The 19,221-nt window shown below is 63.0% G+C and carries 24 protein-coding genes; 16 read left to right on the plus strand and 8 right to left on the minus strand.

The window, feature by feature from the left end:
- Positions 1-60: 60 nt before the first annotated feature.
- From GWG67_RS11480 to GWG67_RS11490, 3 genes are all read right to left on the minus strand, one after another.
- Positions 61-846 (minus strand): succinate dehydrogenase iron-sulfur subunit, encoded by a 786-nt coding sequence (locus GWG67_RS11480; protein WP_275169453.1) that lies wholly within the window; start codon positions 844-846, stop codon positions 61-63.
- Positions 847-920: 74 nt separating this feature from the next.
- Positions 921-1,085, minus strand: a complete 165-nt coding sequence (locus GWG67_RS11485) for a hypothetical protein (RefSeq protein ID WP_275169454.1) — start codon at positions 1,083-1,085, stop codon at positions 921-923.
- Complete coding sequence (locus GWG67_RS11490; protein WP_275169455.1) at positions 1,057-1,566, minus strand: DUF2243 domain-containing protein; 510 nt, start codon at positions 1,564-1,566, stop codon at positions 1,057-1,059. The genes GWG67_RS11485 and GWG67_RS11490 overlap by 29 nt, the downstream gene beginning before the upstream one ends.
- 245 nt (positions 1,567-1,811) lie before the next feature.
- On the opposite strand from GWG67_RS11490, the gene GWG67_RS11495 reads away from it, so the two are divergent.
- Both GWG67_RS11495 and GWG67_RS11500 read left to right on the plus strand, forming a co-directional pair.
- On the plus strand, positions 1,812-2,273 hold the full coding sequence (locus tag GWG67_RS11495; protein WP_275169456.1) for a DUF4142 domain-containing protein: 462 nt from the start codon (positions 1,812-1,814) through the stop codon (positions 2,271-2,273).
- Positions 2,274-2,361: 88 nt separating this feature from the next.
- The gene (locus GWG67_RS11500) at positions 2,362-2,781 is read left to right on the plus strand and encodes a hypothetical protein (RefSeq protein ID WP_275169457.1); all 420 of its coding nucleotides are present in this window, start codon (positions 2,362-2,364) and stop codon (positions 2,779-2,781) included.
- A gap of 381 nt (positions 2,782-3,162) precedes the next feature.
- On the opposite strand, the gene GWG67_RS11505 is transcribed toward GWG67_RS11500, so the two are convergent.
- Together GWG67_RS11505 and GWG67_RS11510 are read right to left on the minus strand one after the other, a co-directional pair.
- On the minus strand, positions 3,163-3,363 hold the full coding sequence (locus GWG67_RS11505) for a hypothetical protein (RefSeq protein ID WP_081747988.1): 201 nt from the start codon (positions 3,361-3,363) through the stop codon (positions 3,163-3,165).
- Entirely contained in the window at positions 3,364-3,537 is a 174-nt protein-coding gene (locus tag GWG67_RS11510; RefSeq protein WP_275169458.1) for a hypothetical protein, read from the minus strand.
- A 148-nt stretch (positions 3,538-3,685) separates the two neighbouring features.
- Between GWG67_RS11510 and GWG67_RS11515 the strand changes: the two genes are divergently transcribed.
- Positions 3,686-4,255 (plus strand): DUF1236 domain-containing protein, encoded by a 570-nt coding sequence (locus GWG67_RS11515; RefSeq protein ID WP_275169459.1) that lies wholly within the window; start codon positions 3,686-3,688, stop codon positions 4,253-4,255.
- Between the two features lie 42 nt (positions 4,256-4,297).
- A complete protein-coding gene (locus tag GWG67_RS11520) occupies positions 4,298-4,486 on the plus strand; it encodes a hypothetical protein (protein ID WP_081747987.1) in 189 nt (62 codons plus the stop codon).
- A gap of 20 nt (positions 4,487-4,506) precedes the next feature.
- Here the strand turns inward: GWG67_RS11520 and GWG67_RS11525 are convergent, their stop codons facing one another.
- Positions 4,507-4,974, minus strand: coding sequence for a metallophosphoesterase family protein (locus GWG67_RS11525; protein ID WP_275169460.1), 468 nt, complete (start codon positions 4,972-4,974; stop codon positions 4,507-4,509).
- A 14-nt stretch (positions 4,975-4,988) separates the two neighbouring features.
- Positions 4,989-5,207 carry a hypothetical protein gene (locus tag GWG67_RS11530; RefSeq protein ID WP_275169461.1) on the minus strand — a complete coding sequence of 73 codons (219 nt, stop codon included), beginning with the start codon at positions 5,205-5,207 and terminating at the stop codon, positions 4,989-4,991.
- A 131-nt stretch (positions 5,208-5,338) separates the two neighbouring features.
- Between GWG67_RS11530 and GWG67_RS11535 the strand changes: the two genes are divergently transcribed.
- The 12 genes from GWG67_RS11535 to GWG67_RS11590 all read left to right on the plus strand — a co-directional run bounded on the left by GWG67_RS11535 (position 5,339) and on the right by GWG67_RS11590 (position 17,416).
- On the plus strand, positions 5,339-5,461 hold the full coding sequence (locus tag GWG67_RS11535) for a hypothetical protein (protein WP_275169462.1): 123 nt from the start codon (positions 5,339-5,341) through the stop codon (positions 5,459-5,461).
- A gap of 114 nt (positions 5,462-5,575) precedes the next feature.
- Positions 5,576-6,586 carry a cytochrome c oxidase subunit II gene (gene coxB / locus GWG67_RS11540; RefSeq protein WP_342761031.1) on the plus strand — a complete coding sequence of 337 codons (1,011 nt, stop codon included), beginning with the start codon at positions 5,576-5,578 and terminating at the stop codon, positions 6,584-6,586.
- Positions 6,583-8,496: a cytochrome c oxidase subunit I gene (gene ctaD, locus GWG67_RS11545; RefSeq protein WP_275169464.1), complete on the plus strand. Its 1,914-nt coding sequence runs from the start codon at positions 6,583-6,585 to the stop codon at positions 8,494-8,496. Before coxB ends, ctaD begins: the two co-directional genes overlap by 4 nt.
- Positions 8,493-9,092 carry a cytochrome c oxidase subunit 3 gene (locus tag GWG67_RS11550; protein ID WP_275169465.1) on the plus strand — a complete coding sequence of 200 codons (600 nt, stop codon included), beginning with the start codon at positions 8,493-8,495 and terminating at the stop codon, positions 9,090-9,092. The genes ctaD and GWG67_RS11550 overlap by 4 nt, the downstream gene beginning before the upstream one ends.
- Before the next feature lie 74 nt (positions 9,093-9,166).
- Positions 9,167-9,442 (plus strand): hypothetical protein, encoded by a 276-nt coding sequence (locus GWG67_RS11555; RefSeq protein ID WP_275169466.1) that lies wholly within the window; start codon positions 9,167-9,169, stop codon positions 9,440-9,442.
- Entirely contained in the window at positions 9,430-10,368 is a 939-nt protein-coding gene (locus tag GWG67_RS11560; RefSeq protein ID WP_275169467.1) for a cytochrome c oxidase assembly protein, read from the plus strand. The genes GWG67_RS11555 and GWG67_RS11560 overlap by 13 nt, the downstream gene beginning before the upstream one ends.
- Before the next feature lie 58 nt (positions 10,369-10,426).
- Positions 10,427-11,218 (plus strand): heme-binding protein, encoded by a 792-nt coding sequence (locus GWG67_RS11565; RefSeq protein ID WP_275169468.1) that lies wholly within the window; start codon positions 10,427-10,429, stop codon positions 11,216-11,218.
- A gap of 111 nt (positions 11,219-11,329) precedes the next feature.
- Positions 11,330-13,165 carry a methanol/ethanol family PQQ-dependent dehydrogenase gene (locus tag GWG67_RS11570; protein ID WP_275169469.1) on the plus strand — a complete coding sequence of 612 codons (1,836 nt, stop codon included), beginning with the start codon at positions 11,330-11,332 and terminating at the stop codon, positions 13,163-13,165.
- Positions 13,149-13,988: a substrate-binding domain-containing protein gene (locus GWG67_RS11575; RefSeq protein ID WP_275169470.1), complete on the plus strand. Its 840-nt coding sequence runs from the start codon at positions 13,149-13,151 to the stop codon at positions 13,986-13,988. The genes GWG67_RS11570 and GWG67_RS11575 overlap by 17 nt, the downstream gene beginning before the upstream one ends.
- Positions 13,988-14,623 carry a cytochrome c gene (locus GWG67_RS11580; RefSeq protein ID WP_275169696.1) on the plus strand — a complete coding sequence of 212 codons (636 nt, stop codon included), beginning with the start codon at positions 13,988-13,990 and terminating at the stop codon, positions 14,621-14,623. Before GWG67_RS11575 ends, GWG67_RS11580 begins: the two co-directional genes overlap by 1 nt.
- A gap of 19 nt (positions 14,624-14,642) precedes the next feature.
- Positions 14,643-15,011: a cytochrome c family protein gene (locus tag GWG67_RS11585; protein ID WP_275169471.1), complete on the plus strand. Its 369-nt coding sequence runs from the start codon at positions 14,643-14,645 to the stop codon at positions 15,009-15,011.
- Positions 15,012-15,016: 5 nt separating this feature from the next.
- Entirely contained in the window at positions 15,017-17,416 is a 2,400-nt protein-coding gene (locus GWG67_RS11590) for a glucose/quinate/shikimate family membrane-bound PQQ-dependent dehydrogenase (RefSeq protein ID WP_275169472.1), read from the plus strand.
- On the opposite strand, the gene GWG67_RS11595 is transcribed toward GWG67_RS11590, so the two are convergent.
- On the minus strand, positions 17,376-19,202 hold the full coding sequence (locus GWG67_RS11595; protein WP_275169473.1) for an SDR family oxidoreductase: 1,827 nt from the start codon (positions 19,200-19,202) through the stop codon (positions 17,376-17,378). The two genes, GWG67_RS11590 and GWG67_RS11595, sit on opposite strands and share 41 nt — an antisense overlap.
- Positions 19,203-19,221: the final 19 nt, after the last annotated feature.

Genomic DNA, 19,221 nt, shown 5'->3' on the forward strand with positions numbered 1-19,221 from the left:
CTGGTCGATAAGCCAACGCCGCAGCCATCGTTCCTTCTGCGCAGTAGCGTCCGTCCCCGATCAGAACTTCCGTTCGACCATCTTGAGGCGCAATCCGGAAATGGCTTCGCCCGGATTCAAGCCTTTGGGACACGCCTTCGCGCAGTTGAGAATGGTGTGACAGCGATAGATCCTGAAGGGGTCTTCGAGCTTGTCGAGGCGCTCGCCCGTCGCTTCGTCGCGGCTGTCATTGACCCAGCGGGCCGCCTGGATCAGGGCAGCTGGGCCGAGGAAACGCTCCGAATTCCACCAGTAGCTTGGACAAGATGTCGAGCAGCAGGCGCAGAGAATGCACTCGTACAGTCCATCGAGCTTGGCCCGATCCTCATGGCTCTGCCGCCATTCCTTCTGTGGCGTGGGCGACACGGTTTGCAGCCAAGGCTCGATCAATGCGAGCTGGGCGTAGAAATTCGTCAGGTCCGGAACGAGGTCCTTCACCACGGGCTGGTGCGGCAAAGGCAGGACGCGCAGCGGCTCGCCTTGCGGGACGTCCTCGATCATAGACTTGGTGCAGGCGAGCGTGTTCTGGCCGGCGATATTCATTGAGCAGGAGCCGCACACGCCTTCGCGGCAGGACCGCCTGAACATCAGCGTGGAATCGATGTTGTTCTTGATCCAGATCAGACCATCCAGCACCATGGGCCCGCAATCGCTCATATCGACGAAGTAGGTGTCGAGCCGGGGATTGCGACCGTCGTCGGGATTCCAGCGATAGACCTGGAATTCGCGCAACGATTTGCTGTCCGGCTTGGGCCAGATCCTTCCCTTTTCCACGCGGGAGTGTTTCGGAAGCCTGAACTCGACCATGTTACCTCCGGGCGGACATGAGGCGTTGACAAAGGCCGCGGCGTTCAACTCCACTTGCGCAGCTGAACCGCGCATCAGCCGAGATTGAAGCAACGGAGTTGCAGAAGATCATCCAGCGACACACCAAACAGCACGATGCGAAAGGCTGGTGCTGTCGCGAGCGCCAGCAGCACTATGAAAATGGCATAGACCAGAGCCGGCGGAGTCTCTCTAGCGAGCTTGTAGACTGCTTTCCGCATGTACCCTCCCTTGCTTGCCGGCACGCGTCATGGCGATGCCGACAACCAGCATGGCCGCACCCCATAGCAGGAAGCCGAGATCCCAGAAGATGCGCTGTTCGTCGGGGACTGTCTCATTCACCCGATGCAGCTTGAAGATCCCATGGTCCACCACACCTTCAACCAGATTGAAGATGCCCCATCCGAGCAAGACCGCTCCGAGACACCGGCTGCCCGACAAATGAATGTCGGACCTGCGCGCCCTTTGCCACAGGACATACAGGCCGAGCAGCACAAGCAGATAGGTCGCACTGTGGAAGATGCCGTCCCAGGTCGTATTGAGCTTGACGTTGTCGATGGAGTTGAGCGGGTACCAGCCGCTTAACATATGATGCCATTGCAGCAGCTGGTGAAACACGATGCCATCGAAAAATCCGCCCAGACCAAGCCCGAGAAGGACACCCGCGGAAATCGGGAAGCTGGATGAATTGTTGTCTTGCATAAATTGACTCGTGCGCCGATCGGCATCTGGATGATGGACAAACCATCCTCAGCGCTGCCGTTCCTATGATCATGACGCACCTCCCGTGCCAATAACCTGCGTTAAGCTGCCTGCTCATCTCATGACGGCGAAGACGCTTTGCGGAGCGTCGCTCGGCTGCTCTTGCCAACGATAGGAACGTTCGAAACGGTAGCAGCGTCTTGTGAATCCAACATTGGAGATTCATCATGCTGAGAAGATCGTTTTTGCTTGCTTTGGGCGGACTCGGACTGTCGACCTACGCTGCGCAATCCAAACCAGTCCCACAGCGGGATTTTCGAACGGCCGACCTCATGGGTGGGTCGTGTGCGATGCAGACGAGTCAGCTCGCCCTGACGCGCACCGGCAATCCCGACATCGTCAACTTCGCGAATGCAGAGATTGCCGAACAGGTCCAGGTCGCGAGCGCGCTCGGAGCAGCGCCGGGATCGGCACCGCTGCGGCCGGATCATGCCGCCCTGCTTCAGCGCCTTCAGGCCACACCATCGGGTCCCTTCGACCGGATGTATGTGCAGGGGCAGATCCGGGGGCACCGTGAATTGCTCGCGCTCAACGCGTCGTATTTGCGATCCGGTGGCAACCCCGGCGAACAGCAGGTCGCACAGATGTCGCTGCCGATCATTCAGCGTCACCTGGCGATCCTGAGCAATCTCAGGGAAGTCGGCTAGAGCTTTACCCCAGCGACGAAGGAGCGGCGGGGCCGTGCGTGACGGCCGCCGTCAAAGTCGTCGATGATTCAAACCGCGAGGAGCCGATATGGCGTATGCCCTGTTCAAGGACGACGAAAAACTCAGCCGGACGTTTTCAACGAAAGAGGAAACCCTGAAAAAGGCCGACGACGCCGGTCTGGTCGAAAGCAGCGGGGGCAAGCCTACGCTCGAGGACGACCTGCAGATCAAGCCCTGCTCGCCGGACCCCGAAAGCTCGAAGCGAAGACGACCTCGATTGGACGCCGGGAAACCCGGCGTCCTGATCATCGATCTAACAGCCTTTGCAGATGCTCTTGATCTTTCGATCGACGTGGGAGTCCTGAGAGTTCTCCGAGCGTATTTCGGCGTCGCCCGGCATCGACGGACCGGGTGTCGCAGTTCCGTCAATCCGCCCGCTGCTGGTGCCTCCTGCGGGATTGCCGGCCCGCCCGACGGTGGTCGATCCTCGCGGACCGCCACCGGTTGATTGGGCCGTTCCAGCGGTGTTCGTGCCGGTAGCCGTCGTCCCGCGCGAAGCCGCGGCCGCGTCGGCTGGATTACCCAGGTTGGGTGATACATCCCCCGTCTGGTTTGTAGCTCCTGCCGACCCAAGGCCTGCCGACCCAGGACTTGCCGATCCAGGGCTTGCCGATCCAGGGCTTGCCGATCCAGGGCTTGCCGACCCAAGGCTCGAGGCACCGCCGGCCGACCCAGGGCTTGAGGCACCGCCGGCGCCGCCGCTCGCGCTTGCTCCGCCCGAACCACCACCGCCACCGCCGCCACCGCCAGTCTGCGCCGAGGCGGCCCCTATCGACGCGCTCGCCAGGAAGGCGATCAGTATCAAGCTCGAACTTGTCCTACGCATTGCTCAGCTCCTCTCACGATCATTGTGCGTGTGATGTTGGTCGCGCTCACCACCGCCTCCCGAGACGTGTGATTTGCGGTCGTTGGTGGGCGTTCCGGGTGCAGGGCGCTCATGCTCGCGACCTCCCTTTTCGGGGTGCTTGCGGTCCTGCCGCGAGGAGCCCGGACCACCGAAGCGTTCAGTGTCTGAGTTCTTGTGTGGCATTCATCGGTCCTGCTGGTAGCCTTGGTTTGTCGTGTTCTGCTTGATGTTGCCGTCACGTCCCTGGGTGTCGAAGTTCTCGCGGCCGGGCACCTTTTCGTCCGTTTCGATCTTTGGATCAGATCCGGGTCCCTTGTCGCTGCGCTGCTCTGGCGGTACGGGGGGCATTTTGGTCATTGCATGCTCCTTGTTTCGGTCTCGCGACCTCATGCGCTGGCAATGAGATGCGGCGGCGGTCGTTCCTGATCGATGCTGATGCATGCCCGTAGGAACGAACGATTCCCGCGCGGGTTGACCCGCAGTTCATACCGAAGGCTTTTTATTCATGGTCAAGGATCTATCGCGTGAAGCGGAGAAGGACGGCACCCGGAAGCTGATGATGGTGGGATCGGCGGTGGCAGCCGTCCTGATTGTAGGTTTCATCGTCTGGTTCGCCGTGCCCCAGATGTTCGGGACAACAGACTATCTGGGCCGCCCCTCTACAGGCGCCGACAAAGGTGCCCCTGCCACAACCGTCGGCACGGGAGTTCCCACGCAACGCGAAGCGGTCAGCAAAGCGGCGAAGGAAAACCCGGCTGGCAATGAAGATGCGACCGGCGCCCGTGCGCGGGATGTCAAACAGACCGCCCAGCCGGCTGGCCTCAACGATCAGCAGCGCGAACAGCTCCGCGCCATCGTCTCGTCGGCGCACGGCCCCACGATGGATCGTCCAAATTTCGAGATGATGATCGGTACTTCGGTGCCGCGCCAGACCGAGGTGGCCGACTTGCCGCCCGAAGTCACCCAAGTGCTGAACGGGTTCTGGGGCGATCAATACCTGATCGCTGGGAAGGATCTCGTCATTGTCGATCAGCATTCGCGCCGCGTCGCGGCAATCATCGCTGGCGTACGCTGATCGCGTGCCGCCGCATCGACAGAACCATAAAGAGGATAACTTATGCCGAGAGCGAAAGCGCCTGAAAACGACCCGAGAGAAACACCGGTCGACGATCCGCGACAGCAGACCGATTTGCCGACCCACCGGCAGACGGACCAGCCTTGGCAGGGGAATCCCGAGAAGGAGCAGATCGACCCAAAGCGTCCCCCGATTGATCTGGAGCGGTGGCAAAAATCGAATACCCACTAGCTGGCACGCACGTACTTCGTTCACCCGTCGAGCTCATGGATGGTGGGGCGCAGGTCGCCGCCCTCATCCGGTTCGAGCGTCGCCAGCGTGATCGGCAGCTTGAAGCGCCTTGGACCGGCGCTCCCGGGATTCAGGAAAAGCACTCCGTTTCTCGTGTTGACCTGCACCCGATGCGAATGTCCTGATATCACCACGTTCACACCGTGCGCTGCGGGGTCGATGGCGAGCGTCTTGAGATCGTGCAGGAGGTAGAAGCAACGAGCGCCGAGGTGCACCGTTTCGGTTTCGGGATAGCGCATCGCCCAACTGCCGACGTCGACGTTTCCCCTGATGGCGGTGACCGGCGCTATTCGGCAAAGCCTCTCCAGAACCTCCGGCGCGCCGATATCACCGGCGTGGATGATATGCGACACTCCCGCAAGACAGCGTTCGGCCTCCGGCCTGAGAAGGCCGTGCGTGTCGGAGATCACTCCGATCCTCAATGCCATGTCAGACCAGGGCTTCAGTGCAGGACATCAAGGGGTACCTTCCCGATCTCCTCACCCTCATGGTTCGTGACCAGGATCGAAAAGTGACGGTTCCTGAGTTCGGGACGCTCCGCAAGAAGTCTCCTCGCGATCTCCTCGGCAACATCCAGCGCCATGATGTCGTCAGGCAATTCAGCACCCCCCTCGTCTGCAACGGTCTTGGGGTCGATCAGATCGAAATGATAGCGCGGCACGTGAACCCTCAAATTCGTCGCAGGAACGCGCGATCTCAAGCCTTCGTTCCGGCGCTCGCACGTCAACTCCGGGCATGTCCGCAGGAACCCTCAGGGTCATCGCGGCATTGCTGCGTTTTTGGAGCCGACACATGCTCAGAGAGTTGCGCGTGCTTGCCCAGCCGGGCGCTATCATCGCCAGCCTTGCCGTCCTGTTGCTGATGGCCGCTGGTGACGCGGCGATCGTGATCGCCGTGAAGGGCTGGCCATTCTAGCCCGATGATCGATGTCGGACATATCCCTGTTGGGCCGATCGCCCCGATTGGCGCATAGGAACCTTTGTAGGCCTGACCGGTTCCGCCTGTGAAGCGGAGTGCGACAAAACGTCAATGCGGGTCTGGGTGCGAAGGGTTCTGGTGTTGTGCATGACCTGGCCGCTTGCTGCGTGCGCGGGCCGGCAGTCGGCGCTTGACCCTCAAGGGCCGCAATCCGGTCAGATCTTGCACACGCTGTTCATCTTTCTCGCCGTGGCAGCGATGGTCTGGACCGCTGTCGTGATCGTCCTGGGAATCGGAATGTTGCGGCGGAAGCGTTCGGCCGATCGGCCGCTCGATCTTCACCAGGCGTTTGAGGAACGCTCCGGGCGCGTCATCCTCGCGCTCGGGATTGCAACCACCGTCATCGTGCTCGGCCTCTCCCTTGTCAGCTATGCCGGTCAGCGCACCGTCTTCGTCAAGGACGAGAAAGCCCACACGCTCAAGATCATCGGCCACCAATGGTGGTGGGAGGTCCGCTACGAGGCCGACAGTCCGCACCAGAGTTTCGTGACCGCCAACGAGATCCGGATCCCTACCGGCCAGCCCGTGAAGGTCGAGCTTGAATCCGCCGATGTGATCCACAGCTTCTGGGTGCCCAGCCTGACCGGCAAGATGGACTTGATCCCCGGGCAGAAGAACGAGCTGCAATTCACGGCGAAGAATGCCGGCGTCTATCGCGGACAATGCGCCGAGTTCTGCGGGATCCAGCACGCCCACATGGCGTTCGCGGTGATCGCGATGTCTCCCGACGAGTTCGGCCGCTGGCGTGACCATGAAAACCAGAGCGCGAACAGCCCCGCGGATCAGCTCGGCAAACAGGGCGAGGCTCTGTTCCGGGGACGCGGATGCGCCTTGTGCCACAACATCAGCGGCACGCTGGCCGGCGGGCAGCTCGGCCCGGATCTCACGCATATCGGCAGCCGCACGACCATCGCGGCGGGGACGCTGCCGAATACTCCCGCGACGCTCGGCGCCTGGATCGCCGATCCCCAGCACATCAAGCCCGGCAATCTCATGCCGAAGATGCCGCTGCAATCGGATGAGCTGATCGCGATCATTCATTATCTGGAGCAGCTCAAGTGAGCATCGCCGCTGAACCAAATGATTTGCGGGATGACGTCCTGAACGGCCTGCAGCTTTCGACGCAGCTCGAGCGGGTGTGGCGCACGCCGTCCGGGTGGATGGGCGCGCTGATGGCAGTCGACCACAAGGTGGTCGGCCGCCGTTACATCGTCACGGCGTTCGTATTCCTGCTCCTCGGCGGCATCCTTGCGGTCCTGATGCGCGTTCAGCTTGCCGGGCCGGAGAAGACGTTTCTCTCCGCCGACAAGTACAATCAGGTCTTCACGATGCACGGCTCGACGATGATGTTCCTGTTCGCTGTGCCCGTCATGGAGGCGTTCGCCGTCTATCTGGTGCCCTTGATGGTCGGCACGCGGAACATCGCCTTTCCGCGGCTGAACGCCTTCAGCTATTGGATGTTTCTGTTCGGCGGCTGCTTCCTGTGGATCTCCTTCCTGTTCAATGTCGGCCCCGATGTCGGCTGGTTTTCCTACGTTCCCCTCTCCAGCCTGCAGTTCACACCGACGAAGCGCGCCGACGTCTGGGCGCAGATGATCACCTTTACCGAGGTCGCGGCGCTCGCAGTCGCCGTCGAGATCGTCGTCACCGTGTTCAAGCTCCGCGCGCCCGGCATGACGCTCGACCGCATTCCCCTGTTCGTCTGGGCCATGCTGGTGACGGCCTTCCTGGTGATGTTCGCCATGCCATCGATCATGGTTGCATCGACGTCACTGATCCTGGATCGGCTCGTCAATACCCGCTTCTACGATTCCTCATCGGGTGGACATCCCCTGCTCTGGCAGCACCTGTTCTGGTTCTTCGGCCATCCCGAGGTCTACATCATTTTCATCCCGGGCACGGGGATGGTCTCGGCGATCCTCGCGACGTTCGCGCGGCGGCCGGTGATCGGCTATCCCGTCGTGATCCTCTCCCTGATCGCGACCGGCTTCCTGTCGTTCGGCCTCTGGGTCCACCACATGTTCGTCACGGGCCTGCCCCAACTCGGCGCGGCCCTGTTCACCGCCTCCAGCATGCTGATCGCGGTGCCGAGTGGACTGCAGATCTTCTGCTGGCTGGCAACGCTCTGGGACGGACGTCCGGTCTACCGGACGCCGCTGTTGTTCGTGATCGGCTTCATCGTGATCTTTGTGCTCGGCGGATTGTCCGGCGTCATGGTCGCCTCGGTCCCGATCGATACCCAGGTGCACGACACTTATTTCGTCGTGGCCCACTTCCATTATGTCCTTATCGGCGGCGCTGTTTTCCCGCTGATCGGCGCGGTCTACTACTGGTTTCCCAAGATCGCGGGCCGCATGCTGAGCGAAAGACTTGGGCGCTGGAACTTCTGGCTCGCCTTCATCGGCTTCAACGTCGCGTTCTTTCCCATGCACATCCTCGGGCTGATTGGGATGCCGCGCCGGGTCTACACCTACACGGCCGACATGGATTGGGCGCACCTGAACCTCTTGTCCAGCGGCGGTGCGCTGATTTTCGCGCTCAGCTTCGCGTTGCTTCTGGTCAATGTGATCTACAGCCTGCGCAAGGGCGAGCTCGCAGGCGACAATCCCTGGGATGCCTCGACGCTGGAATGGGCGACCTCGTCGCCACCTCCGCCGCAGAACTTCGACCGCATTCCGGTCGTCAAGCACCGCGATCCGCTGTGGGCCGATAGCGAGAGCCTGCCCGTGGTCGCGGGCCTGAGTGCAGAGCGGCGCGAAGTCCTGCTGACCTCGCTGGCGGAAGCGGAGCCGCAGATCCGCGAGGCATCGCCCGAGCCGAGCATCTGGCCACTGCTCGCGGCGATCGCGACGACGATCTTCTTCATCGGCTCGATCTTCACGCCCTGGGCGGTGCTCTGGGGCACGCCGCCGATGGCCGTGACTTTGATCGGCTGGTTCTGGCCGACCGGCAGCAAGGAGGACGAGGAGTGAGACAGACTATCGTCCGCGACGTCTCGGACCTGCCGACTTACGGCTACGGCCCGCGCAGTGGCCCCTGGTGGGGCGCCATGGGTTTCATGGCCCTCGAAGGCATGGGCTTTGCCGTTGCCATCGGCGCCTACCTTTATCTCTACGCAGTCAACCCGAGCTGGCCGATCGGAGCCTCCCCGCCGGATCTCTGGCCGGGGACGGTCGAGACGGTGATCTATGTGTTGAGCATCATTCCCAACGAGTTCACGAACCGCGCCGCACACCGGCAGGATCTCGCGAAGGTGCGGATCGGCCTGATCGTGATGGCCCTGATCGGCATCGCTCTGCTGGTGCTGCGCGGCTTCGAATTCGCGCATCTCAACACCCGATGGGACAATTCAGCCTACGGCTCGATCGTATGGCTCATTCTGGGGCTGCACACGACTCACCTTGCCACCGATCTCGGCGACACCGTCGTGCTGGCGGTGTTGATGTTCACGCGCCATGCGAAACCGCGCCGGTTCAGCGATGTGACCGACAACGTGTTCTACTGGAACTTCGTCGTGCTCGCCTGGCTGCCGCTCTACGTCTTGCTCGATTGGGTGCCACGCCTATGACTGCAGCCGATCGACATTCCAGACTGCTTTACTGGGCCGGCGTTGCGCTCGGACCCATCGCTTGGGGTATCAATTTGCAGGGCGTCTACGTGCTCGCGCACTTCTCCTGCGAACAGACCAGGATCAGTGGCGCGATCATGAGTGCGGTTCTAGCTATCGTCGCTCTCGCAGGCACTGTCATTTCAGCCCGCGCCGTTCAACGCGGCGCTGGGGCTGAATGGACGGATGCGCAAGGCGGCGGGCCACGAACGTTCATGGCCTGGCTCGGCGTCGGCTCCGGCGTGCTGTTTGCGTTGGTGATTGCGAACCAGTTCGCCGCCTCGCTCATGATCAGCCCATGCCTGCGCTGAGCTTCGCAGCACTGCTGCTCGCGCTGCTCGCGGCACCGGCCGCCGCGCACGGACTATCGGAGGTCGATCCCGGCTCGCTGTGGAGCTACGATCCCTGGCTCATGGCCCCGCTCTATGCCGTCGCTATCGCCTTCTATGTCGGAACGCAGCGGCTCTGGCACCATGCGGGCGGCGGCCGTGGCGTCAGCTTCCGCCAGGTGGCGGCATTCTGGACCGGATGGCTGGTGGCCGCGCTCGCGGTGACCTCGCCACTGCACTGGCTCGGCGAGCGTCTGTTCACCGCGCACATGGTCGAGCACGAACTGCTCATGGTGGTCGCGGCACCGCTGATGGCGTTCGCCCGGATCAATGGGCCGATGCTGTGGAGCCTGCCGGCCCGGCTTCGCCCGGCGGCGGGTCGCATGCTCAATCTGCCGATATTGGCGTGGCCGTGGCGTTTTGTAAGCCACCCCATGAGCGCGACCATCCTGCACGGTGCGGCGCTCTGGATCTGGCATGCACCGCCGCTATATGCATGGGCGCTAGAGAATACGGCGATCCATCGTCTCCAGCACATCAGCTTTTTCGCGACCGCGCTGTTGTTCTGGTGGGTGCTGCTTCATGGCCGCGGTCAGGGCCGTAGCACCCGAATTCGTGACGGCATCGCTGTCGCGTGTCTCTTCATCACGATTTTACATTCGGGTGTGCTCGGGGCTCTGCTGACGGTGTCGCCGCGGCTGTGGATCCCGGGCCAGGGCGCCCTCGCTGGCGAATTCGGCCTCTCGGCACTGGAGGATCAGCAGCTCGCCGGCATCCTGATGTGGGTGCCCATGGGAATACTCTATACCGGCGCGGCGTTGTTTTTCGCTCATCGGTGGCTGACTGCGAACGGCGGCCATTCCCACCTGCCGCTCTCTTCAACATCCGAGCTGAGCGATGCTGCATAGGAACCGCAACTTCTGTTCGGACGTTCGCCTGTCGACTGCGACACTCCACGGAGGCCACATGGAAAAACGATCCGTCATGGCGGCAACGGCTATCTTCACCGCGGCATTCTTGATGCCTGCAACCTTGAACGCGCAGGACCCACCCCGGCCAGGGATGTCGTGCCCGGTCGACCATGACAAGCTCGCCGATATCCTCAAGAAGAGTGTCAAGCCGGGCGGCGGCCCGAGCAACGGAGGTCTCGACAACAACGAATGGGCTGCCGTCGTCAATCGACAGGGTGTCGTCTGCGCCGTCGCCTATAGCGGCAGTGAGGCCGATGATCAGTGGCTTGGCAGCCGGGCCATCGCAGCCGAGAAGGCCAATACGGCGAATGCATTCAGCCTGAAGGACAAGGCCATGGCGACGGCCAATCTCTATGCCGGTGCGCAGCCCGGCGGATTCCTGTTCGGCGCGGCGCTCGGCAACCCGCCGTCCCCGGAAGCCTTGTACGCCGGATCTCCGGACAGCTTCGGCACGGCCCAGGATCCGATGGTGGGCAAGCCGATCGGCGGCACCATCGTGTTCGGAGGCGGGCTGGCGCTCTATGACGGCAACGGCGTGGCCGGTGCGCTGGGTGTGAGCGGTGACAGTTCCTGCGCCGATCACAACGTCGCCTGGCGCGTGCGCCACCAGCTCGGGCTCGACCGGGTGCCCGCCGGAGTAAGCCCGAACATGAAGGACGCGATCATCTATGACATCGGACCTGACGGCAAAAGCCCGTCGGGATTCGGTCATCCCAAGTGCAACGGCAAAGAGGATCAGATCGCGGTAGATCTCGGCGCCGGCGTTTCGGGCAATGTCGTGAGATAGTGCTTCGTCGCTCGCCGCATTTTGGAACCAAGGAAAGGCGGAACGTTTGTACGTCCGTAAACCGGCCTGCAACGGCGCACGGCCTCGTCACTGCCGTGGAGATCTTTACATATGTTAGTGCGTAGCTTCACGCAGTTGGTGAGCGTGGTGTGCGCGTCCTGCGCGTTGCTGTCATCCGCCTCGGCACAGACCGATCTGGCCAGCCGCATGAAGGATCCAGGCCAATGGCCGATGGCGGCGCGCGACTACGCCAACACCAGATATAGCGACCTTGATCAGATCAACACGTCCAACGCTTCGCGCCTCCAGCTTGCATGGACGTTCTCGGTGGGCGCCGATCGAGGCCAGGAGGCGGCGCCGCTCGTGGTGGACGGCACCATGTATGTGGTCGGCCCCTATGCAGGACCCTACCCCAATCGTGTATTTGCGCTTGATGCCACGACAGGCGAATTGAAATGGTCCTACGCGCCGAAGCCGGAGCCCGCGGCCGCGGGCGTTGCCTGCTGCGACGTCGTCAATCGCGGACTGGCCTTCGACAATGGCAAGGTTTTCCTCAACACGCTCGATAACCACACCGTCGCGATCGACGCCAAGTCCGGCAAAGAGCTTTGGCACACGAAGCTCGGCGAGATCAACAAGGGCGAAACCATCACGATGGCTCCCATCGTGGTGAAAGGCAAAATTCTCGTCGGCAACAGCGGTGGCGAACTGGGCGTGCGCGGCTGGGTCACCGCACTCGACGAGACCACCGGCGCCATCGCCTGGCGCGCTTATTCAACAGGGCCCGATAAGGACGTGCTGATCGGCGACGATTTCAAGCCGTTCTACGACAATCTCAAAGGCCAGGATCTCGGCGTGAAGAGCTGGCCCGCCGACCGCTGGCAGGTCGGTGGCGGCACGGTTTGGGGCTGGATCTCTTACGATCCCGATCTGAACCTGATCTATTACGGCACGGCCAATCCAAGTCCCTGGAACGCGAACCAGCGCAGCGGTGATAATCTCTGGAGCGCGTCGATCTTCGCGCGAAATCCAGACACAGGCCAGGCGAAATGGGCCTACCAGGTCAACCCGCACGATCTGTTCGATCACGACGAGATCAATGAGAACGTGCTCGTCGACCTCGAACTGAATGGACAGCCGCGCAAGGTGCTGATCCACCCCGGCCGCAACGGCTACATGTACGTGATGGATCGCGCCACCGGTGAAGTGATTTCGGCGGACGCGTATGATTTCGTTAACAGCTACAAGGGCGTCGATCTGAAGACAGGCAAGATCATCCCGAACGAGGAGAAGACTCCGCTTGTCGGCAAGACAGTCGAGAACATCTGCCCGAGCGCGCCCGGCGCCAAGGATTGGCAGCCGAGCGCGTGGTCACCGCGCACAAAACTTCTCTACGTTCCGCATCAGCATCTCTGCATGAGCTTCAAGGCTTCTCAAGTCGGCTACATCGCCGGGACGCCCTATGTCGGCGCAGACGTCGACATGTATGCCGGCCCCGGCGGCTATCGCGGCGAGTTCATGGCGTGGGATCCGATCGCGCGCAAGAAGGTCTGGGAGATTCACGAGAAGCTGCCGGTCTGGAGCGGCGCGCTGGTGACGGCTGGCGACGTCGCGTTCTACGGCACCATGGATAGGCTCTTCAAAGTGGTGGATGCCAAGGATGGACGCGTGCTCTGGCAATTCCGCGCTGGATCCGGGTTCATCGGCCAGCCGATCTCCTATCGCGGCTCCGACGGACAGCAATACATCGCGATCCTGTCGGGCGTCGGCGGCTGGCCGGGGGTGGTCGCCAATGCCGAGGTCGATCCGCGGGTGCGCAACGGCGCCCTTGGCTTTACCGGCGCGACGCAGGATTTGCCGTTCTACACCGCCGGTGGGAGCGAGCTGCTGGTCTTCAAACTCGGCGGCGCAAATGGTGAGGACACCAGCCATGCGCCCTCTAAATAGGCGTCCCCGCATATCGTTTGGCATTCTCTTCGCGCTCGCGACAACGGCAGCGGCAGCGTCGGAGGGTGAGCTTCGCGTCTGTGCCGATCCCAACAATCTGCCGTTCTCGAACAGTGCCGAAGCAGGATTCGAAAACAGGCTCGCGGCCATGGTGGCTGAGCATTTCGGCCAGCAGGTCTCCTACACCTGGTGGGCGCAGCGCCGCGGCTTCATCCGCAACACACTGAAAGCCGGCAGATGCGACGTCGTCATGGGCGTGCCGTCCGGCTATGAACTCGTCGAGACGACCAGGCCCTATTATCGCTCGAGCTACGTGTTCGTCACACGGCAGGACCAGCACCTCGAGCTTTCGTCCCTGCTCGACCCGCGCTTGCATCACCTCGTGATCGGCGTGCATCTGATCGGCGATGACGGCAACAATCCGCCGCCCGCGCAGGCGCTCGGCGACCAAGGCATCGTCGACAACCTCCGCGGCTACTCCATCTACGGTGATTATCGCCAACCCGATCCGCCGGCACGCCTGATCGAAGCGGTCGAAAGCGGCAAGATCGATGTCGCCGCAGCATGGGGGCCGCTCGGCGGATATTTCGCCCAGCGCTCTCCCGTCCCCCTGACGGTCACGCCGATCCGGGATTACGAACGCTTTCCATCTCAGCAATTCCGGTTCGCCATCGCGATGGGGGTGCGCAAAGGCGACGACGTTTTGCGCGACCGACTCAATGCATTCATCGACGAGCACGGGACTGAGATCGCGTCACTGCTGCGCAGTTACGGCGTTCCGCTGGTGGACGAACCGACTCCGGTATCGGGAGGACACGAATGATGTCTGCTCCAGTGCTGCGCGCGAGCGCCCTATCGTTGCTGCTGGCGACCGTGCCGAACGGCGCGGCAATCGCCCAGCAGACCCTGCCGCAGTCGCAGGAGGCGCAGATGCCGACGCTGTCCCCGCGCCCGAATTTCGGTGGCAATGTTGGCAATGGCAGCCCCGGCGTCTTCATGCAGATTCCGGTCAGTCACCTCCATCCCGGCGCGCAGCCGGACCCGCCGCAAATCAAAAATCCCGTGCAAGGCGATCCCAACGCGCAGCAGCGTGGGATGACCTACTACGTCAACTTCAACTGCGTCGGCTGCCACGCGCCCAATGGCGGTGGCGGCATGGGGCCGGCGCTGAGCAACAACATCTTTATTTACGGCTCGCAGCCCGAGAACATCTTTCTCTCGATCTACCAGGGGCGGCCGAACGGGATGCCGGCCTGGGGCGGCGTGCTGCCCGACAGCGTGATCTGGGATCTCGTCACTTATATCGGCAAGATCAGCAACGAGCCGAGCCACCAATGGGGCCGCACCTTTTCGGCGAGTCTGCCGTCGCCCGAGGTCGAGCAGGTCCCGAGCGAGCAGGTCTCCACGACCGATCCCTGGTCTGCCACCAAGTCTTTCAATTTCGGCCAGAAGCCCTGATCGGCCAAGCGGAGCAGCAATGGTGAATCCGATCACGAGATTGCTAGTCACCGCGCTACTGGCTACGACAGGCGCCGCCTGCAACGCTGCGGGCCCGGACAACTTCGTCGGCGACGCGCGTCGTGGCGCCGACCTCGTCAAGCAGTACCAGTGCGGCGGCTGTCACGATATTCCCGGTATTGCCGGCGCCGAAGGTAACGTCGGCCCACCCTTGCATCGGATCGGCACGCGGACCTACATCGCCGGCTACATCCACAATTCGCCGGACAACATGGCTGACTGGATCGAGGATCCACAGCGGGCGTTGCCGGGCAATGCCATGCCGCGAATGGGCATCCCGCAGAAGGACGCGCGGGACATCGCGGCGTTTCTCTATACGCTGAAATGACCATCATGACACCGACACACCGTTCAACGAACTGGCTCCGTGAGGCGCCATTGCTGGCCGTCACCGTCGTGGTCGTCGGTATCATGGGACTGGGCCTCCTCGCCGGCGGCGCCTGGCTCGCGGCCCTCGGTGGCTCCATCTACTATCTGATCGCGGGCATCATGCTTCTGCTCACGAGTTGGCTGCTCGCGCGCCGTCGTGCCGAGGCGCTCTGGATTTATGCCGCGCTGCTGGCCGGAACGATGGCATGGGCGATCTGGGAAGCCGGCCTCGACTTCTGGTCGCTGGCGCCGCGGGGCGACGTATTGGCACCACTCGGCGTCTGGCTGCTGTTGCCCTTCATTGCGCGTCGACTGGCACCGAGCATGCGGACCGCACGTTGGGCGCTCGGCCTCGTGCTGATCGTAGCCGTCGTCGTGCTCGGCGTTTCCCTGACGAGGGACCGGCATGATATCGCCGGCACGATGCCGGAGATCGAAACGACAGGCGCTATTGCTTCGTCCGAGCCGACCCGGCCCGACGCCGGCGAGAACTGGACGGCCTACGGCGGCAGCGGCTTCGGTACGCGCTTCTCGTCGCTGAGCCAGATCACCAAGGACAACGTCAAGGACCTCAAGCTCGCCTGGGAATTCCGCACCGGCGACCACAAGGGCCCTGATGATCCCGACGAGATCACCAACCAGGCAACGCCGCTCAAGGTGGGTGATCTCCTCTACACCTGTTCGCCGCACCAGATCGTGTTCGCGCTCGAAGCTGCGACCGGAAAACTGCGCTGGAAGTTCGATCCGCAGGTCCAGCACAACAAGGCGTTCCAGCACATGACCTGCCGCGGCGTGTCCTATCACGCGACCAGGCCCGGCGCGGTCACGGCCGACGGCGCGCCGGCCCCGAACGATTGTGCGGGACGCATCTTCGTCCCAACCAACGACGGGCGGATGTTCGCGCTCGATGCCCAGAGCGGTGTGCCTTGCCAGAGTTTTGGCAACCAGGGACAGATCGATCTCAAGCAAGGCAGCGAGATCCAGACACTCGGCTTCTACGAGGGCACCTCGCCGCCCCTCGTCACGGACAAGGTGCTGATCGTCGGCGGAGCGGTGATCGACAACTATTCCGATCGCGTCCCGTCGGGTGTGATCCGCGGCTTCGACATCTATTCGGGACGGTTGATCTGGGCGTTCGATGCCGGCAATTCCGATCCGAACGAAATGCCCTCGGCCTCGCATCATTTCACGGCCGGCTCACCCAATTCGTGGAGCATTTCGGCGGTCGACGAGAAGCTCGGACTCGTCTACGTGCCGCTCGGCTCGAGTTCTCCGGATATATGGGGCGGCGGCCGTTCGCGCGAAAACGAGCGCTACGATTCGGCCTTGATTGCGCTCGATGTCTCGACCGGAAAACTGCGCTGGTCGTTCCAGAACGTGCACCACGATCTCTGGGACATGGATATGCCGTCGCAGCCCAGTCTGGTCGATTTGCGCTCTGACGGCGGCGTGACGCCTGCGATCTACATCCCCGCAAAGACCGGCGACATCTTCGTGCTCGACCGCCGCGATGGGCGTCAGTTGGTGCCCGCACCGGAGAAGCCGGTGCCTCAGGGCGCCGCGAAGGGAGACCGGCTGTCGCCAACCCAGCCTTTTTCGGAATTGAGCTTCCGCCCCTCCGGCATGCTGACGGACGCGCAGATGTGGGGCAGCACGATGTTCGACCAGCTCGCCTGCCGGATCAAGTTCAAGCGCCTGCGCTATGAGGGGCCGTTCACTCCGCCGTCTGAACAAGGCACGCTGGTGTTTCCCGGAGACTTCGGCATGTTCGAATGGGGCGGCATTGCCGTCGATCCGCAGCGCCAGATCGCGATCGCGAACCCTCAATCGATTCCCTTCGTCTCGCGCCTGGTGCCGCGCGGGAAGGACAATCCGGCCGCGCCGAATGCGGCGCATCCACCAGGAACCGAGCTCGGCGTGCAGCCGATGTACGGCGCGCCCTACGGCGTCGACCTCGGCATTTTCCTCTCGCCGCTCGGCATCCCCTGCCTTGCCCCGCCATGGGGCAACATCGCAGCGATCGATCTCAAAACGCACAAGGTGGTCTGGCAGCATCGCATCGGCACGATCCGCGATCAGGCCCCGTTGCCGCTGCCATTCAAGCTCGGCGTTCCCATGCTGGGCGGTCCGATCGTCACCGCGGGCGGCATCATCTTCATCACGGGAACGATGGACGACTACATCCGCGCGTTCGACGTTCGCGATGGCCGACAGCTTTGGCAGGACCGCCTTCCTGCCGGCGGCCAGTCGACGCCGATGACCTATGAGGCCGGCGGCAAGCAATACGTCGTCACGGTCGACGGCGGCCACGGCTCGTTCGGAACTAAACTCGGCGATTACGTGCGGGCTTACGCGCTGCCGTGATCTGCCTCGGCAGGACTTGCTTGTACTTGCCCACGCCTTGTCCCGGTCTGCCGGCGCGACGCGCAACTGCTGAAGCCAGGAGAGCCACGCCCGCAGCCAGTCCCAGCGCCGCGAGCCCCTGACTGATGACCCCGGCAGGTGGAAGCTGCTTGCGCGACAGCCAACCGCCGTCGATCGACGTGCCTTGCGGACCAGCTTCGATCATGGTGCCCTCGCTGCTCTTTGCGGGGTGCGCGCGCGACAGCAGGTAGCGGAAGGCAGCTCCCACGATGTTCTCGGTGATCTGCGGAGCCATCGCATAGGCAATCTGGCCGGCACGAGCCGGCCAGCCCACGGCGACCTCGTCTCGGGGTGCGCGAACGAGGCTCACAAACGTCTCGGCAACATCCTCCGCCTGATACAGCAGCGGACCGGGATCGAGCGTCCGGCCGGACATGTTGGCGCCGTGGACGAAGCCGGGCGTGTCGACCATGGCCGGGAAGACGCCGCAGACGTGAATGTTGCGGTGAGCACTGAGCTCCTGACGCAGGCTCGCGGTGAAGCCCCGCAGGCCGAACTTGCTGGCCGTATAGGCCGCAGCAAAGGGCGTCGGCGCCCAGCCGCCGAGCGAGATGTTGTTGATCAGGATGCCGCGGTTCTGGCGCAGGAAGATCGGAAGCACCGCGAAAGCGCCATGCATTGTGCCGAGGAGATTGACCTCGATCGTTCGGCGATGAAGCGCGATATCCGCATCCTGGTAGGCCCCGAAAACGCCGGTACCGGCGTTGTTGATCCAGACGTCGATGCCACCGAACGCGTCGGCGGCCTCTCGGGCCAGTCGCTGCACCGCCTCGGCATCGGTGACATCGGTCGCGATCGCCAATGCGCGGCCTCCGAGCGCCTCGCATTCCGCAGCAAGGCTCGTCAGGCCTTCAGCACGGCGTGCCGCCAGGACCACGCTTGCGCCCTTGCCGGCGAAGGCCAGGGCCGCAGCACGCCCGATTCCGCTCGAGGCACCGGTTATGACGACGCGCGTGCCGGTCATTTGGCGCGGCTCAGATCCGGAGCCGCCCGCGGGAAGCAGCCAGTTCAGGGATCGTCGGAGGCGCTCGCCCCCATGCGTTTCGAACCAGTCGCCATGCGCGAAAATCACCCGCTCCGGAGACAGCCGAATAAGCCGCTCCGCTGCGGACCGCACGGAACGGCCGCCGAGGCGCAGCAGCAGCCGCAGATAGACCGGCGCCGTGCCGTTCGGCTTGGAAATGCCGAGGAGGTTCGCCGCGGCCTCGTTTGGCGCGCTGAGATCATTGGGATCGAGATTTTGCACGAGATCCGTCAGGATCAGTGTCCGGCTGCGCTTGTCGAACAGCTCGATCTCGGAGAACATCGGAGCGTTCACCGAGACGGCTTCGAGGTCGGCCCTCCATTCCTCAGGCGTCGTGTCTCCGAGCTCGCGGTCGATGCGGATGCGTGCTGCTCGAACTTGCCTGCGCGCCGAAAGGCCCCGCGCCGCGAAAATCGTCACCTGTGGCAGCTCCTTCTGCCAGTCGGACAGGAACATCCAGTGCGCGATATTCGGCGCGAGCAAGTACCTTATCGTCCCAAGCCGCTCCAGCTCACCGCGGAGGGCCGGCGAATATCTCACCGGCGAATGCAGCACGAGATCGCCGTTCGACAGCCGAATGACGGTCATGCGCACCGGGAGTTTCAGACCGGCGGCGCTGATCGGGGCGTCGTCCACGACCCAGATATCGTCCGTCGCGCGCGACAGACGGGCGGTCGACAAGGTGGCGTCGGAACTTTGCATGAGCGTCTTCCATCACAAG

It is taken from the genome of Bradyrhizobium sp. CSS354 (genome assembly GCF_029051725.1).
Taxonomy (GTDB): Bacteria; Pseudomonadota; Alphaproteobacteria; order Rhizobiales; family Xanthobacteraceae; genus Bradyrhizobium.